The sequence below is a fragment of the Synechococcus sp. PCC 7335 genome (assembly GCF_000155595.1).
GTDB lineage: Bacteria > Cyanobacteriota > Cyanobacteriia > Phormidesmidales > Phormidesmidaceae > Phormidesmis.
In genome coordinates this window covers 4,064,241-4,081,842 of the sequence record NZ_DS989904.1, presented here as the reverse complement: position 1 = coordinate 4,081,842, position 17,602 = coordinate 4,064,241, and the positions used below count along the sequence as shown (strand labels likewise).

At 46.4% G+C, this 17,602-nt stretch carries 13 protein-coding genes; 8 read left to right on the top strand and 5 right to left on the bottom strand.

The features are described from left to right. The first annotated feature begins 264 nt into the window (after positions 1-264). Positions 265-1,635: a chloride channel protein gene (locus tag S7335_RS17140; protein WP_006456281.1), complete on the top strand. Its 1,371-nt coding sequence runs from the start codon at positions 265-267 to the stop codon at positions 1,633-1,635. 69 nt (positions 1,636-1,704) lie between these two features. On the opposite strand, the gene S7335_RS17135 is transcribed toward S7335_RS17140, so the two are convergent. After that, positions 1,705-5,166: a PKD domain-containing protein gene (locus S7335_RS17135; protein ID WP_006457243.1), complete on the bottom strand. Its 3,462-nt coding sequence runs from the start codon at positions 5,164-5,166 to the stop codon at positions 1,705-1,707. Between the two features lie 334 nt (positions 5,167-5,500). Between S7335_RS17135 and S7335_RS17130 the strand changes: the two genes are divergently transcribed. Beyond that, positions 5,501-6,076, top strand: a complete 576-nt coding sequence (locus S7335_RS17130; RefSeq protein ID WP_006455125.1) for a hypothetical protein — start codon at positions 5,501-5,503, stop codon at positions 6,074-6,076. A 478-nt stretch (positions 6,077-6,554) separates the two neighbouring features. Here S7335_RS17130 and S7335_RS17125 read toward each other — a convergent pair whose 3' ends face one another. Next, a complete protein-coding gene (locus S7335_RS17125) occupies positions 6,555-6,737 on the bottom strand; it encodes a CsbD family protein (protein ID WP_006456837.1) in 183 nt (60 codons plus the stop codon). 258 nt (positions 6,738-6,995) lie between these two features. On the opposite strand from S7335_RS17125, the gene S7335_RS17120 reads away from it, so the two are divergent. Beyond that, entirely contained in the window at positions 6,996-7,442 is a 447-nt protein-coding gene (locus S7335_RS17120) for a DMT family transporter (RefSeq protein WP_050765912.1), read from the top strand. A gap of 184 nt (positions 7,443-7,626) precedes the next feature. On the opposite strand, the gene S7335_RS17115 is transcribed toward S7335_RS17120, so the two are convergent. From S7335_RS17115 to hpnH, 3 genes are all read right to left on the bottom strand, one after another. Beyond that, positions 7,627-7,893 (bottom strand): acylphosphatase, encoded by a 267-nt coding sequence (locus tag S7335_RS17115; protein WP_006456414.1) that lies wholly within the window; start codon positions 7,891-7,893, stop codon positions 7,627-7,629. Between the two features lie 48 nt (positions 7,894-7,941). Beyond that, positions 7,942-9,009 (bottom strand): sulfotransferase, encoded by a 1,068-nt coding sequence (locus S7335_RS17110; RefSeq protein WP_038018857.1) that lies wholly within the window; start codon positions 9,007-9,009, stop codon positions 7,942-7,944. Between the two features lie 388 nt (positions 9,010-9,397). Beyond that, positions 9,398-10,411 carry an adenosyl-hopene transferase HpnH gene (gene hpnH, locus S7335_RS17105; protein ID WP_006453710.1) on the bottom strand — a complete coding sequence of 338 codons (1,014 nt, stop codon included), beginning with the start codon at positions 10,409-10,411 and terminating at the stop codon, positions 9,398-9,400. Between the two features lie 152 nt (positions 10,412-10,563). Here hpnH and S7335_RS17100 point away from each other — a divergent pair, with 152 nt between their 5' ends. From S7335_RS17100 to S7335_RS17080, 5 genes are all read left to right on the top strand, one after another. Continuing rightward, positions 10,564-11,403: a squalene/phytoene synthase family protein gene (locus S7335_RS17100; protein ID WP_006457213.1), complete on the top strand. Its 840-nt coding sequence runs from the start codon at positions 10,564-10,566 to the stop codon at positions 11,401-11,403. A 114-nt stretch (positions 11,404-11,517) separates the two neighbouring features. Beyond that, the gene (locus S7335_RS17095) at positions 11,518-14,286 is read left to right on the top strand and encodes an efflux RND transporter permease subunit (RefSeq protein ID WP_038018855.1); all 2,769 of its coding nucleotides are present in this window, start codon (positions 11,518-11,520) and stop codon (positions 14,284-14,286) included. 3 nt (positions 14,287-14,289) lie between these two features. Beyond that, a complete protein-coding gene (gene hpnA / locus S7335_RS17090) occupies positions 14,290-15,273 on the top strand; it encodes a hopanoid-associated sugar epimerase (protein ID WP_006456864.1) in 984 nt (327 codons plus the stop codon). 13 nt (positions 15,274-15,286) lie between these two features. Continuing rightward, positions 15,287-16,948 carry a cyclic peptide export ABC transporter gene (locus S7335_RS17085; RefSeq protein WP_006453589.1) on the top strand — a complete coding sequence of 554 codons (1,662 nt, stop codon included), beginning with the start codon at positions 15,287-15,289 and terminating at the stop codon, positions 16,946-16,948. Beyond that, a complete protein-coding gene (locus S7335_RS17080) occupies positions 16,938-17,600 on the top strand; it encodes a hypothetical protein (protein WP_006453762.1) in 663 nt (220 codons plus the stop codon). The genes S7335_RS17085 and S7335_RS17080 overlap by 11 nt, the downstream gene beginning before the upstream one ends. The last annotated feature ends 2 nt before the right edge of the window (positions 17,601-17,602 follow it).

The following is a 17,602-nucleotide window of genomic DNA, read 5'->3' as shown; positions in this document are numbered from 1 at the left end:
TGCATAGTGTGTATGCAGCTTTCATTATTTAATAGATAATTTGTAGCAACATGAACAAAAGCTATCGATCTACCTTGGTAACTTAGCCACCAGCAAAAGCATTCATTTCAAGACAGTAAGCACTTAATTAGTTGATTCTTGAGCTCGGTAATATTTTGGAGATAGCCTAGGCAATCCTTCAAAAGGCGATCCGACTACAACTAAAGTTTTGAAATGTTGATATGCAGTTGCTGATCTTCCTTTTATTATTAAGGACTGAGCTTAGTGACTACTCAAACTGATCTAGCCTCGTCAGATACGCAGACAACACCTGATCAAAACTCATTAGACCCCCGTCTACTCACCTATCCACAGCTAGTGTTGTGTGCTGTAACTATTGGGGTTGTAGGAGGTTTAGTTGCGACCTGCTACTACTTTGTTTTAGAAACCATGATGCACGGCGTCTGGCATACGTTACCAGACTGGATAGAACCCCACTTCCCAACTTGGCTACCTACTAGCAACTACGTTTGGATAGCAACAACGATTGGTGGCTTTTGTGTGGGGCTAGTGCTCTATTTCATGGGATTACCGGGTGAAATGGCTCAGGTGGTTGACAACGTTCATAATCCTGGTCGGATCGATATTCATAAAACGCCTGCAATGGTTATTGCCTCGCTAGTAGCGATCACAGCTGGCGGTAGCGCCGGCCCAGAAGCACCACTTGTTCAGGTAAATGGCAGCTTCGGGAGCTGGCTAGGCGATCGCCTTAGGCTAGAGAAAAACAATGTCCGCGTGCTGACGTTCTGTGGAATGAGCGCAGCTTTAGGCGCATTCTTTGGTGCACCCATTGGCGCAGCACTTTTTGCGCTAGAAATCCCCCATCGTCGCGGATTGGAATATTATGAAGCCGTCGCGCCAGCGGTAATTTCGGCGATCCTCTCTTTTGCTGTTTTTAGGATCAGTACTGGAATCACCATCGGCGGCTTCTACCATTTTGAGTCTGTGCCGGAGTTAACTCCAATGAACTTACTCGAAGGGCTTGTCTTAGGTGCAGTTGGCGCAGGTGTTGCCGTAATGTTCATCTATGTTTTTCGGCTAATTGGACAGCTTTTAGAACCGTTAGAGCATAACCTAATAGCCTTAGCGACATTAGGTGGACTATGCATCGGTTTAATTGCTTTCTTTGTGCCGCAAACACTATTTTTCAGTGAAGAACAAATCCATACCGTAATTGAGACTGGATCAACGCTAGGCGTCACTATGCTGTTGATTATTGCAGTTGCTAAGATGTTTGCAATTAGCTTTACGCTGCACTCAGGCTTTTTGGGCGGATTCATCTTTCCACTGTTTTTCATCGGCGCCAATGTAGGTTTAGCGATCGCCCTTGCAGTGCCCCAAGTTCATCCCACCGTCGGCATGGTCTGTCTGATGGCAGCGGTCAATGTAGCGGTTACCAAAACGCCGATTAGTACTAGCATCATTCTTAGCGTACTGTCGGGGACAGCAATGCTACCAGTCATTGTCATTTCTAGCTTCACCAGCTTTGTCTTGACGGGTAAGGTGGCTATGATTGGGACTCAGCGGTCACGGCAGTTAGATGAAAAGCGTCCTCAGCTTTGGGCGAAAAGCGATCTTCTACCAACTCCACAATAGGAATGAGCAATTCGAAGATTTAAACATATGCCTTAGGATTTGAGGATTGGTGCATCTAGATCATCTTTGTTACGCATATCCCTGAATTTGGTACATCTCTAGAGACAGCGCGACTGGAACATCAAGTCTCGAGTACTCTACATTTCCTAACTTATCCTCCATCCGATAGGTTAGTTGGTATACTCGAGCAGTTCCGTTTCTTAACTTTGCAGCACGCAGCAAAATTCGATCGTCTTCAATAATCTCATAATCATAATCGCTGCCGCCTTCGATTCTAGACCCAATAGGTTCGCTACAGGCAATCGACTCTAGAGTGACTGTGAAGTCAGATTCGATAGTCACCAAGCTTTCGATCTTTACTTCTACCATCTGATGTTCAGGGGGCCACAGGGTTGAGGGCTGTGCGGTCAAACCATCCGCCTGATCAGCGAAAGTCGCTGGGGACTCAAAACAAATATTGATAGTCTGATTAATCGGAGTATCCCAGCTGTCTTCTATGGCATATACAAAGCAGCTAGTATCTTCGGCTGCTGCTGGTGTTGGAAAGAAACTCGTTTGTTCTAGCTCAGCGCAGGTCAGCTGTTTGCCGGGAAAGAGTACACTACCATCGGCTAATTGAAGCGTGCCGCTGCTATCAGGCGGAATGTCAACTACAAAAATAGTATGATGGGCATCGTCAACTCCTTGGGGGAGGCGAATGTTTAAACCGTTCGCGAAGTCAGATGTTGGGAGAGTGACCGTTTTGTGCGATTCAACAATGGTTAAGTGCGTGGCCGCTCTTAGGGTAGCTCCTTCGTTGAAAATAACATTTCCTAGGGAGTGAACACTTCCTTCGAGCGTTGTGTTTGGATAAAGCTCAACGTCTGCTTTTGCCAGGATTCGAGATCGCGCGGCCCCACTGGCATTGAAGCAAATTCTTTTTTGGGTAACTATCTTCAGACAATCGGTTGCGTCCACCGTGGCGCCGTTAAAGACGATGGACTGCCGGCTGGCTAGTATACTATTTCCTCGAAAGCGCGATCGCTTAGTTGTTTGAATTGCTTTAGAAGCGAAGATTTTAATCGCTTTAGCGCTAATATCATCTAGTTCAACCCCGCCATCTTTGGCAACAAGCGTCAAATTATCAATAGTATAATAATTTTCTCGTAGAACAATATTGCCTCGATTAACCACAATCACCATATTCTCTAAGGTGACACCCCCAGGAACGATCAACGGCCCCCGCTGAATTTCAATTACTGTCGGACGATCAGCGGTTTCTCCAGCTAGAAAGATCTCACTCCAACCAAGTGTTGTTTGTATTTGTTCTCTATACTTTCTGATATCGAGCTGAATCGGGCTGTACCCTATTGGCGAAGTCTGTAGGAGCAGATTATTTATTAGATCGCGGTGCTGTGGTACCTCGATTGAGACCACTCCCCTCTCTTGGTACTGAACTGAATCATTCGCTTGTACCGAAGAAATTGTTGCCGGATAGATGTTTCTTTGACGAGCGCCTCTCATTTGATTTTCTAGAGGTTGTCGATCTTCTTCTGCAGAAGCGATCGCATCTATGGCATCTACAGTATCTATTGTCATAGTCCTAGAATCAATCTTAGGGACTACTATCAGAGCTTTGCCTTCAACTCGCAGCATCTGGCCCCTATAGAGATAAAAGTTATTCGCCGGCTGTATGGTCAGGCTCGCTTCAATCCTATCTGTTAGCTCTTTATCTACACCTCCACTTATTCCATCGACTGACTCGTTAGCTGCCAACCTAGCTACAACTTTGCCCCTCGCAATAAGTATCAATGGCAACTCGATCACATTTACAGAAACGGTACTAGTAGCCGTGATACCGTAAGTATCTATTACCCTCAAGATCGTCGTGTAGTTACCTGGATGGAGATACTGGTGAGATACCGCTAGCGTTTTACTCTTTATCTTCGTCCCATCACCAAAGTCCCATTCGATGGTACTAAGATCTGCTGACGAAGCAGATTGGTTAGTCGAATTGTTTACGGAGCCTACAAATTCAGTATGCTGTTTAGCTAGAACATGTGCCTTCGTCTGAATCGAGATTGTCAGCTCTGTCTGTGTCACAAAAATTGTGAAACCTTCGGTGACTGTTTTAGATCCGTCGCTAACCCCTAGCGTAACTGACCAAGCGCCCGCTTCTAGAAAAGTAGAAGAGACTACCTGCCCTATCTTCCGTTGAGTATTTTCATCAGTATTTATACCCTTACTCACCCCCGTATTCTCACTAGCTCTTTGTGAGGCGTTTCTAGAAGCGTTCCTATCAGTCCTCTCAAACATCCACTGATAAATCAGACCCTCTTTTTGTCTAGTGGATGCTACGGTGCTAAAACTAGCTGCTCTACCAACAATGAGAGTGCTCGGATAAGCAATACTCTCAATCTGCAAAATACTATCAACGGTAATCGGTATGACTTCTACTGCGCGACTTCCTGTTTCATTGGTGACTTCTAGCGTAACGGTATATACCCCATCGCGACTATAGGTATGATGGACGGTGTCGCCCTTGCCTGCATTGCTCTTAGGCTGCTTAATGTATGACTTTTGACTACCATCTCCAAAGTTCCATGAGTAGTTCAGCGCTCCTTTATTAGGGGCATCGACAAAAGCCGTTAATTTTGTTGGAGCAAGACCTCTAGAGAGGTTGCTAGCTGAAAGAGAACGGATCTCAACTGCACCAGAGACAACCTCAACGGGAATCTGGTTCGTGCTAGTTTCACCTTTTTTATTGGTAATTGCTAATGATACGGTATAGTTTCCCGCCTTACGGTAGACATGCTGAGGCGCAACTTTATTTTTCACAATTGTGCCGTCCCCAAAGTCCCAGTAGATAGAATGAGTCTCGAGAATGCGGTTGTCTTTGTATGGACTATTGAAGGTGATAGGATAACCTTCTAGTACTTCTTTGTTATTCTTTATAGGGCTATCTTGAATAACACCGTCTAAAGTAACTTTATGGACCTGAGTGGCAGTGGCACCCGAGGGACTAGACACAATCAGACTAACAAAATAAGTTCCGCTTTGATTGAACTTGTGAATAGCTTTTTGCCCTAATGCAGAACAACTACCATCGCCAAAATTCCAAACATAAGTAGATACGCGACTAATGACCGGGCAATTATCACCTGAATTGTCGATGATCTGGTTGCTGCCGCTCAGATCGTTTGAGCTCGCTTTGGCAGTTGCTTCAAATGCTACTATTCCTTTTGAGTGATCAATAACGTAGCTTACTAAGCTATTGATTACTAAAGGCACCATTTCAACAACTGCCGTTCTTTTGATGATACTGACGGTACCTTTATCATCTCTGGCTATCAGCGTGAGTGGATATTGACCAGCTAGATGATATCGATGTATAACCATTGCTCCTTGAATAGAAGAGCTACCGTCTCCAAAGTCCCATTCACACGTTAAAGTCCGATCGTCTTCTATGCCATCGGTCTTGACTGTCAGGCCGATACTGTTACCTTCTTCGACAAAGACAGAACTTTTGACTGGAACAATGCTTAAAGTCATTTATTCAGTGAATGATGCTTATCATTTGTTGATGTCTGCTCGAAGCTAATGTCCGATTTGCCATTCAAACGCCCGATGCGCGATTCAAGTTAATACAATAATATTGTATTCAAATCGCTTCTATGCTGTAAGATACAGGAGAATTCTCGGTGTTAACGAATCAAAGAACTTCTTTTGCACCAAAGAGCTTCTTTTGCACTGACTTATCTTCATTTGCTCTATCTTACTTAGTTTATCACCCTCTCCTTATTCATTTATCTTTGAGGAGATACTTCAATTAGTTGGATAGATGCGCTAGTATCGTTTACTGAAACATTTGATTGAAAGAGTATTTATGTCTGAAACCGTTTTACCTCAGCTGCAAGCAGTTATTTCTGACTTGGAGGCTGAAGAATCTAGCCTAACTGCGCAATTAACCGCCATACAAACTAGAAAGGACGCAGTCCTATCTGTTATTGATATGTTTGACGGTTCTACTGGCGATAAGTCTTCGACTGAGACTGCAGCGTCAGCTGAGCCTGACGAAGATTCGGCTGAAGCGCCTCCTGCTAAAGCTAAAGAATCTAGCAGTCAGAAGAAATCTACTTCGACGACGACAAAAACTAAAACAAAGGCGAAAACAAAGGGAAGAGCTAAGAAGAAGGATGGTCGGACAGCCGATTGGCAGAAGTATACATTACCAGGCGTAGGTGATCAGCCCATGCCAGAGGCGGTAAAGTTGATCTTGGCGACTAAGCCAAAAGAAGACTTCAAAATTGCGGAAGTTATGTCAGGCCTCTTCAAGGAAGATATGCCGAAAAATCAGTACTTAAAAGCCCGTAATCGAATTTCCAACATCTTATCTGGTGGTGTTCGCGACGGAGAGTGGTTTAAGGGGGCCAGAGGTGCCTACCGCTTGACAGAGGGTTAAGACAAACTACGCTCGTTAAACGCTACTTCCTTGTATAGCTATCTGCTGAGCGCTACTCTCTGAGAAGACTGCGCCAACAGTAGATCGCGAAACACTAGCTCTATCTATTAAGGGTTGTTGCTCTGGGTGATGGTGCAAGCTAAGTACAGATTACTGTAGCTTTTTTCCTGCTTCCTTGGTGAAGGGCTGGGGCAGAGAGTTCGTGAGCGATTTGTTTCGAACTGATATGTTGATCAAAACCCGTTCGGCGTACTGACAGGTGGCAATCTTGATAAGCATCATACTGAGCAGCAGTCTGAGCATAATCGATGTCAAGTAGATAGGGGCTATAGCATCTATTGAGTGACTAGGACGAGTTCACTGCCTGAAAGCAAAGTAACCGAAATCACAAAGTGACTGAAATGCATCGCATTTCAGTCACTTTGTCAGTTGAGAAGTAGAAATAATTCAATTGAGTCGGATTCATCCGAGTTCAGAATTAGTCGATGGCATCCTTGATACCGTCTTTAATATTCTCGCCTGCTTTCTGGACAGACGCTTCTGCCTGCTTCGCTTTTCCCTTTGCCTGAGCTTCTTTATTGTCCGTTGCTTTACCAGCGGCTTCTTGGACCTTGCCTTCAATATCTTTGGCAGTGTTCTTTATCTTATCGTCGAGACCCATAATGAGTATTCTCCAACTATATTTGATAACGTCTGGCTACGATAGGAGATGAAGTAAGCTGCTGTACTCTATCTTAAGGTGCAAATTTACTCATCAAAAGGTAGGTTGTTGACAAGCATACTCGAAACGAATCATATAGCTCATATGGCAACAACCATTCAGCTTAGTAGAGATAGAGGCGTTTGTTTTTGTCTGCCTAGCTCTTAAAGCCTTCACAATCATATACTTGAAATCCATAGGTTTCCGTAAAGTCATACCATGCTCCCCAAACTTCTCCTACTTCTTCTAGTGACGCTCGGTGGAGCTGGACTTGCTGTTCAAAGCACTTGGAATGCTCGGCTACGACTATCAACTGGGTCTCCAGTGCTAACAACAATTGTTTCCCTTATTGTCAGTTTGGCCTCTTTACTCCTGCTATGGCTCAGTGGTACTACGGCAAGGGGATCGCTACCCGCGTTTAGTTCTGTTCCTCTTTGGTCATGGTTGGGTGGTATCTTTGCGGCCTACTACTTAGTCTCTTCCCTAGTGGCCATTCCTAGGATAGGCGTTGCCTCTGTCTTTTCATTGGTCATTGCTGGCCAAGTGATAATGTCGCTAGTTCTTGATACGACTGGCGCGTTCGGAGTTACTCAAATTTCTTTGAGTCCCCTTCGCATCCTAGGAACGCTACTACTACTCGCTGGGGCAATCTTAATCCAGCAATAGGTCAGATAAAGTTACTTTCATTCCATGGAGTTCACTAATAAAGGTTACTACTAGCGGCCTTTACTGTGGAGCAGTAGCGGGTATGTCTGAATTGGCATAATAACGATAACCTTTCAAAGGAAGTGTCCGAATCTCTGAGCTGAAGGACAAAGCCCATCAAAGGTTCTATCAGGTATATGAGTGATTACAGAATATTGAAACTTTCAAACTTCTGAGGATTTTCCTCTTTAACTTCTACGGTAGATACGCTCGCAGCAGGAGGACCGATGTGGAACCAGGCCATCATACTCTCTATCTGCCTATGATTTCCAACGATCAGCGCTTCTACCTTTCCATTAGGTAAATTCCGGACCCAACCGACTATCCCTAGGAACTGTGCTTTCTCTTTTGTACTGTAGCGATATCCTACGCCTTGTACTTTGCCTGAGATGAGTACCCGAAAGCAAACCATGGTGCGGCAATCTCCTAGCTATTCTTCTAGACATAAGGTGACCAGTGACTAGCCTGAAGCAGGCGGTTCGTAGCCCCAACGATCTAACAGTGGCTGCCAGCGATCGCGCACCCGCTCAATCATATCTGCTGGAAATGCATAGTCATTCTTTCGATAGTGTTTTTGCGATTCTAGATACCGCTGAAAATGGGGTAAATCCTCTTCCCATCCGGTTAGTTCTAGCCGATCGTATATCTTTTCTAGCTGTTCTACTGGGTTTGTCTCAAAAGTCTCAAACCGCAGCTCCACAAAATCTTGTGTAGGCAGAGCCCTTGTCTCTCGCTGGGCAGCTTCTATCATTTTAGGATAGCTTTCTAAAACAATTTCTTCTACGGGTACCTGCTCGAATGATTGCAAAGACAGCTCACGAAAAAGCTTGTCATAGAAGTTGAGCGTAGAGCGATAGACAATGTAGGGGTTGCGATAGATGTGAATGAATTTTGCCTTTGGCCATAGTTCGCGCAGTTTTTTCACCCTAGCAGTGTAGACCGGATTTTTGATCAGTAGCTGTTGATGAGGATTTTGAATTTGCAGCTTTTTGCAAAAGAGAACCATGGCCTGTTGCCATTCTGTCATCTCTATATCAGTGCAGCCTTCGAAAAAGATGCCGGCATTAAAATGCTTCGCAAATTGTTTTGGAAAATAGAGCCCCTGATAAAATGACAGGAGCTGCATACTAGCTAAGGCAATTTCATCTTCTTGAGGAGAGTCTGGGTTGACGGGCACACGATCAATGAATCGGTCCTTTGGCAAAGCGCCTTCTAGAATAGGACGTAGGGCGTTGCCTAGCGTAAGGAAATCCCAGGGTAGGCCGACCGCTAGAGGAGAGGTATAGGCGAACTGAGGTGACTGGCTAAGGACGCTGTGTAGAAAGGTAGTGCCGCTGCGCCAATGACCGATGATGAAGATAGGAGGTTTGCTTTCTGGGTAAGGCGATCGCCTCACCTGCCAGCGTTCATAAGTTGAAAATGGAAAGCGAGCTATTGCTGTCGCCCAAATGATTAATAGATGTAGTGGATAGCGACCTGGACCGTTTTCACGCAGTAGCGCTGCAAGTGTCTTTAAGTTAGCACCCATCAGTGGGTGTAGTAGACGAGGTTGGGTAGAAGGCACAAAATAATAGATGCTTGTATTTCTATGAGCTGATATCTTGGAACGTTGATATCTTACAGAATTTGATTACAATCTTACAGATGTTGGTACCTAAAGCTACAAACTAAAAGCAGCTTTCCTTGTCCAATATTCCCTTACTGAAACTACCATGCGTGCAGAGACTACCGTGTATACATTGCAGATATATTAGCGGGGGATCAAGATTACTGGCTGTTGCTCTAACCAAAGGCAACCTCTGACTAAAGGCACTCTAAAGCCGCTATAAGCAAAGCACTACAGGCAAGAGGCGTGGGTTAGCCGCGTAGAGTGACTGACCCACACTCGTAGTTGAGCTACCAATCAACTAAATCAATCAACCAAACAGACTGCTAAATGATCTAGCCATATTCTTCGGCTGTAGTGAGTCCTGTGCAGCCGTTGGCTCATAGCCACAATGCACCATACAGTCTACGCATTCTGGCTTGCCACTTTTAGCTCCATAGTTATCCCACTCAGTCTCCTCTAGCAGCTCCTTGAAGCTTTTATAATGGCCCTCGTTCAATAGATAGCAAGGCTTCTGCCAGCCTAAGACGCTGTAGCTAGGACTCCCCCAAGGCGTACAGTCATAGTCTTTCTGGCCAGTTAAGAAGTCCAAGAATAGCGGATTGTGATTAAACTGCCAGCCTTTCTTGCCGTCGTTGTATGGGGCTAAGATTTCCCTAAACAAAGCCCGAGTCTGCTCTTTTCTAAGAAATCGGTCTTGGTTGGGTGCCCACTCATAGCTATAGCCTGGTGAGACCATCATCCCGTCCACACCAATATCGGTGAGAAAGTCAAACAAGTCCTGAATCTCTTTAGGGTCAGTTCCTTCAAAAACGGTGGTATTTGTCGTCACTCTAAACCCTCTGGCCTTGGCTGCTCGAATAGCGCTAACAGCCGTCTTAAAGACCCCTTTGCGATCTACGCATTCATCGTGTAGTTCCTGCAATCCATCTAGATGCACACTAAAGCTGAGATACGAAGAGGGCTTGAACTTATCTAGACTTTTCTCTAGCAGCAAGCCGTTGGTGCATAGATATACAAACTTTTTACGCTCGATGAGGCCTTCGACAATCTCGTCAATCTGAGGATGTAAAAGTGGCTCACCCCCTGGAATAGACACGACAGGTGCGCCGCATTCTTCTACAGCAGCAAAGCACTCTTCAGGTGAAAGGTTTTGTTTTAGAATTTCTTTAGGATGCTGGATCTTTCCACAGCCTGAGCAGGCTAGGTTGCATCTAAACAAAGGCTCTAGCATGAGAACTAACGGGTAGCGCTTACGGCCTTTTAGTCTTTGAGAGACAAGGTACTGCCCGACTGAAACGGCCTGCTGCAAATGAATTCCCACTCTTAATTTACTCCTCTAGATGTTTTCGGCTATCTTACATACTTAGCTGCAATAGCTATGGTGACAAATTTTACTTCGAAAAAATTAATTAAGCATTAATTGTTTTGTAGACAAAGCATCGCATATTTGCGATGTATATGAGGAGAGAATGTATGCCGTCTGTTGATTCTGCGCTGGCTTTGCTCAAGGCAACTAGCCGCACTTTTTTCATTCCAATTAGTATCTTACCGAATGAATTGAAGGAGGCCGTCGCCTCTGCCTATTTGTGCATGAGAGCCATCGACCAAATTGAAGACCATCCCGATATGGACTTTGTCTTAAAGTCTAAACTGCTAAGACAGCTCAGCTTAAACTTACAGGCAGGCACAGAGAGCTCAAACGCTGCTGACTTCGCTCAAGGACTGAAAGCTTTTGACGCGGATTTGGAAGAAGTTACCTTACGAATTGGGGAGTGGGCTCTGCTAGCACCCGAAACTATCTCGCCAAGAATTTGGGATGCAACAGCGGCAATGGCCGACCGAATGGCGTATTGGGCGGAGCGCAACTGGCTAATCGAGAACGAAGCTGATCTAGATCGCTATTGCTTTAGTGTGGCAGGCTCTGTAGGCTTGATGCTGTCAGATTTGTGGGCCTGGCATGATGGCACCCCTAGCAATCGGACCGAGGCGATTGGCTTTGGGCGAGGGCTGCAATCGGTGAATATCTTACGCAATCATACTGAAGATAAAGTACGAAGCGTTGAATTTTACCCTCCCGGTTGGACAGATGCTGATATGCAGCAGTATGCTCGCCGTAATTTGGCGTTAGCAGATGCTTATACAAATGCGCTGCCAAAAGGACCTGCCTTGACCTTTTGTCGAATTCCATTAGCGCTGGCCCACGGTACGCTAGACGCGCTGTCACAGGGCAAAGAGAAGCTAAGTCGAAGCGATGTACTCTCGATTGTGGGTCAAATCACGAAAGGACAGATTGCGACTACGCTGGCCCGCTAAATTGCAACTAAAAGCTAGTTTCACTAACTTTGATCGAAAGTTTGCTTGATTTAAAGTGGAAATAGGGTGACAAGACCCTATTTCCACTTTTTGGCCTTCTCATTTGCAATAGCTTTGACTCCTATTTCTTGGCGCGATCGCCTTAACCTTTCCCGCCTAGCCATTCAAAACGTCTGGCTGACAATTTGCTGCTGGATAGCGATCGCAACCATTGGTCTGATCGCCTTCGGCTCGCTTAAATATGCTCTTTTTCCTGACATCACCTTTCCAGTGGTTGTCGTCAATGCCACTTTGACAACAGAAACTGTGGATATAGAAGCGAGCGAAGTCGGCAGCGTGGAGTCTACTGAGTCGCTGTTGACGTCGCCTATTGAAAGCCAGCTATCCACTATAGACGGACTCAATCGTAGTCGTTCTTCTACAGTTGCTGGTCGCGCAGTGATCACGCTCGAATTTCGAGTGGGAACCTCACTAACAGAGGCAACAGCTGCAGTAGAGGAAGCTGTAGAGGCAGCGAGCCTGCCTTCAGAAGCAACTTATGAAATTATCCCGCTCAACCTAAATGAGGCGACAGCCGTCAGCTATGCCTTGCTGAGTGACTCGAGATCGCTAGATGAGCTAGCAGATTTAGCTGAGATTGAGGTTCTGCCAGTTTTACAATCGGTACCTGGCGTTTTGCGCGTAGATTTACTTGGAGAAGCGCTGACTCGAGTAAAGTTCGACACGCAGGCAGCGTTGGCGGTGCAAGTCATCAAGCAGGCCGATGCGAACACGCTAGAAGTAGTCGAGCAGGTGGATGTGGTCGTCCAGACGCTACAGTTGGAGCTGCCACAGGTTCAGTTTGCGCTAGCGGCGACTCAAGCAGAGTATATTCAGGCAGCAACGCGGGCGACGGTGAGTTCTTTGGTTGGCGCGATCGCGATCGCCATTCTAGTAATCTTTGCCTTTTTGAGAAGCTGGAGGGCTACGCTAATTACGGCGCTTGCCATTCCGCTCTCGCTGCTAGGCACCTGCATCGTCATGGCCTACTACGGTTTTAATCTAGAAACGATTACGCTGCTGGCGCTGGCACTGGTGATTGGCATTGTAGTAGATGATGCCATTGTCGAGCTAGAAAACATCATTCGGCACATTGAACTAGGGGAAAGTCCTCGGCAAGCGGCGCTAGCGGCCACTAAGGAAATTGGGCTGACGGTATCGGCCTCTACGCTGACGATCGCGGCAGTGTTCTTGCCAGTAGCCTTTATGGGTGGGACTGTCGGCCAATTTTTTAAGCCCTTTGGCCTAACTGTATCGGCAGCAGTGTTGGTGTCATTGCTAGTGGCCAGGACGCTCTCTCCAGTCCTAGCCGTTTATTGGCTAAAGCCAAGGCAGTCTTCTCAAAATAAACTACAAGCTGAAGCTGATCAGCCTTCTATCTCTTCTACTAAGTCTTGGCTAGAGCGATCCTATAGCCGTTTGCTGGCTTGGTCTTTGAGACATCGTTGGAGTGTTGTTGGTATTGCGATCGCTAGTTTTATTGCTGGAATTGCGATCATTCCTCTGATTCCCCAGGGGTTCATTCCTCAACTCGATCGAGGTGAGTTTTATGTGAACTACACTGTCGATCTCCCTTCAGCGTCTGCGACGATTCCCGATCGGATTCAGGCGGAATCAGACCAGCTAGGTACCAATCCACTAGCAACTTCACCCATTGACCCGGCGATCGCTGCTTCAAGAGCTCCGACGCTTGACCCAAGCGCGGTTGACCCAAACGAACTTGATCCAAGTGAACCTAATCCAAATGCGATTGATCCAAGAGAGCAACTACTACAACAAACGCTTCTAGCAGCTGATGAACTAGAAGAATCCATCTTTCAGCTGCCAGAAGTAGAGTCGGCGCTAACGACAGTCGGCGATCGCGGCCAGCCCAATCAAGGCAGAATCTATGTGAAATTAGCCTCCAATCGCACTCGTAGCACTGCTGCTGTTCAGTCTGAACTCCGAGAAGATCTACCCGAACAAGACAATGTGACCACTAGTGTTGAAGACATTCAGTTTGTCGATACGGGCGGTGAAAAGCCCTTACAGGTGGCTTTGCTAGGAGATAACTTAGCTGTACTAAATGAAAGTGTGATCGCACTTCAAACTGAAGTTGCTACGCGACCAGGCTTTGCTGATGTTCGCAGATCCGCAGCGGCCAACACTGCTGAAGATATTGTTGAAATCAACCATCAAAACGGTCAGCGCGTTGCCTTTATTAGCGCCAATCTAGAGGAAGGGAAAGCTTTGGGAGATGCTACCGACCAGGTTGTAGAGATCGCCCAATCTATCATTCCAGAAAGCGTGAGTGTAGGACTTAGTGGAGATTCTGCCCGGATTGGAGAAGTCCTAGGGAGCTTTGGCAGAACGCTAGCATTGGCTATTATCTGTATGCTGACGGTGCTATTCCTACCATTTGGTCGATTGCTAGAGCCTGCTGTAGTTGGGCTCACTTTACCTTTATCGATAGTAGGCGCTATGCTAGCGCTGCTGATTACCCAAAGCGACTTTGGCCTGGTATCGGTGCTAGGTCTGTTGTTTTTGCTAGGGCTACTAGATAAAAATGCGTTGCTAATTATGGACTATGCTAATCAGCTACGGCGAGATGGAATGCAACGTACTGAAGCAATTATCAAGACGGGTCAGGTGCGGCTGCGTCCTATCCTAATGACAACAGCTTCTACAGTGCTCGGTATGATTCCAATTGCGCTAGGGCTCGGAGCCGGTTCAGAACTACGACAACCTCTGGCCGTAGCTATTATTGGTGGACTGCTGACCTCAACGCTCTTGAGCTTGATTGTGGTGCCAGTGCTGTACAGTTTATTGGAAGACGGATGGAAAAAAGTGGGAAGCGAGAAATAAACCATGCAGGTATTCTTAACGGGCGGCACAGGATTTATTGGAGCTAATGTTGTCCGGCTACTTCTTCAGGAAAATCATTCCGTCCGCGTACTTGTTAGAGAAGACAGTAATCTCGATAACTTGGAAGGGTTAGACGTTGAGAAAGTCATCGGCACTCTCAACGACCTTGATCTTCACGAAAAAATGCAGGGTTCCGAGGCGCTGTTTCATATCGCTGCATTTTATTCGCTCTGGCAATCGGACAAAGAACAGCTCTATCGCAGCAATGTAGACGGCACTCGCAACTGTTTGGCTGCCGCTAAGCGAGCCGGCATTAAGCGAACGGTTTACACAAGTTCGGCGGCGGCAATCGGTCTAGGGCCGAAGGGAACACCTGTAGATGAGACCCATCAGTCAGCGGCTGATGAGTTAATCGGCCACTACAGAAAATCAAAATACTGGGCAGAACAAGAGGCACTCAAAGCCGCTAAAGCCGGACAGGATATTGTGATTGTCAATCCAACTTCACCAATTGGAGAGTGGGACGCTAGGCCAACGCCGACTGGCAATATTGTTCTACGCTTCTTACGTCAGAAAATGCCGTTTTATCTAGACACTGGGCTGAATGTAATTGATGTGCAAGATGTGGCGAAGGGACATTTGCTAGCGCTTGAGAAAGGACATTCGGGTGAGCAATATATTTTAGGAAACCAAGATATGAAGCTAAAGTCCATGCTTGATATTTTGGAGAACTTAACCGGAATTAGTGCGCCAGAAAAGTCAATTCCTGTTGCTGTACCGCTGACGGTTGCCTGGATTGAAGAAACTTTCTTATCACGGCTAGGAAAATCACCATCTGTTCCATTAGACGGAGTGAGAATGGGAACAAAGACGATGTATTACGATGCTTCAAAAGCAGTGAAAGAACTAGGCTTACCGCAAACAGATATCTCTAAAGCTCTACAGCGATCGGTAGATTGGTATGTTGCAAACGGGTACGTAGAATAAGCTCGTTGATGTGATGGATCTCATCGTCTTTTTGTTCAAATCTTCCTGGAAAGCGTTGTCCATAGCTCTGTTTACAGGCGTGGTAAGCGGAGGATGCAGTGCGGGCTTAATTGCACTGATTAGTAAGACGGCTGCAGAGCCTGGAACGCCACCAGGACTTCTAGCTATCTTCTTTGTGGCTCTAGGCATTGTTGCTTTGTTCACTGCTATGCTGTCTCGTATTCTGCTGATTCGCTTCTCTCAGTCGGCGGTATTCGAGCTACAAATGCAGTTGAGTCGTCAGATTCTAGCAACTGAGCTTAAGCCACTAGAAACAATTGGTTTACCTAGACTTTTGGTAGTGCTGACAGAAGATGTGCAGGCGATCGCCACCGCAGCGGGCGTCGTGCCTATGCTAATTATCAATATCGCCAGTGCCGCAGGCTGTATGCTCTACATCTCCTGGCTTTCGTGGCAGGTGCTGGCACTCGTGGCTGTTCTAACTTTAGTGGCTTCTGTGAGCTGTCGATGGTTTTTAGTGGCCGGCTGGCGCGGACTGAATGAAGCAAGAGAACATCAAGATCGGCTCTTTCAACATTTTCGTACGCTGATTGACGGTATCAAAGAGTTGAAGCTCCATCCTATTGGACAGCAGGACTTTTTAGAGGCTGATCTCTCACAGACTGCATTACAGCTGCGAAAAGCTAATGAGCGTGGCATGAGTCAGTTTGCGGTGGTCGATAGCTGGGGAAAGTTTATTTACTTCTTCGCAGTTGGGTTGATTCTCTTTGCGCTACCTTATTGGATTGGCATCAGCCTAGAGACCCGCTTTGGCTATCTTCTCACCTTTACCTATGTGCTTGGCCCGATGGAAAGCCTAGTTAACAAGATTCCTTTCCTCAGCCGCGCTAGCATCGCCCTCCAGAAAATAAAGTCATTAGGACTTACCCTTAGTAACACCAGACTAGCTACAGGTTCAACGGTTGTTAAAAGTTCTACTGCTCCATTGGCTTCCGATAGCTGGCATCAGCTAACGCTCAAAGAAACAACCCACGCCTATCGGACTGACCAAGGCGATCGCGAATTCACGCTCGGCCCAATTAATCTCACCGTTCACCCCGGCGAGTTAATCTTTATCATCGGCGGTAATGGCAGTGGCAAATCAACCCTTGCGAAGCTGCTGACCGGCCTCTACTCTCCTCAATCCGGTACTATTCATCTAGACGATCAGCTAATCACAGCCCAGAACCAAAATTGGTATCGTCAACACTTTTCTGTTGTATTTTCAGACTTTTATCTGTTTGAGCGGCTGCTTGGCTTTAGTGAGAGCAGTGACGATCGCCAAGCTCAAGCCTACCTAGCAAAACTTCAGCTCGACCACAAAGTCAGCATTAGTCGAGGTCGGTTTTCTACTACCAACCTTTCACAGGGCCAGCGAAAGCGCCTCACCCTGCTTAGTGCCTATCTAGAAGATCGGCCGATCTATCTATTCGACGAATGGGCTGCCGATCAAGATCCCACATTCAAGGATATTTTCTACACGCAGTTTCTCACTGATTTAAAGGCAAAAGGAAGAACGCTTTTTGTCATTAGTCACGATGATCGCTACTTTCATTTAGCCGATCGCATTATCAAACTTGACTACGGTAGCGTCACTTTCGATCAAGCCCCTACACCTCAAGCCTATGCAGGATAAGGTTCACACTATACTGGTACCCGCAGGCGCTGAATACAGAGCAGTAAAACGCGGTTTAGACAAAGCACAGCATGCGCCTCAGCTAGTCGCTATTCCGGCAGGACCACAAGGGCTAGAGACATTCCTACGCGATTGGTCAATGCCCGAACTAGGTGGCAAAGGCCTACTGCTAATAGGATTAGGCGGTAGCCTAGTCAGTAAATATAGGGTCGGAGAGGCGATCGCGCTAGAAAAAATCTGGAATCATGCTACCGGACAGATTTTTGAATGTGATGCTGAGATAACACAGTGGCTCGCGCAGCGACTGACGATAGAGGCCGGAATCGGAGTGGCTTGCGATCGCATCATCACTTCCGCAACAGAAAAACAGCAACTAAGGGATACTTACAGCGCTGATGTCGTCGATATGGAAGCTGCTGTCTTGTTGAAGACCCTATCCGCTGCCGTCGGCATCGTCAGAGTGATTAGTGATGATTGTAAAAGTGATCTGCCAGATATCGGGAATGCAATCACACCGGACGGTTCTCTTAGACCTGTTCAACTAGCAATAGGTTTTATCCAAAAACCAAAGGCAGCGATTCGATTGATTAGTGGATCTCTAACGGCATTAAAAGCGCTAGAAGAGCTGACTCGCAGAGCTTTTTTGAAATAGTC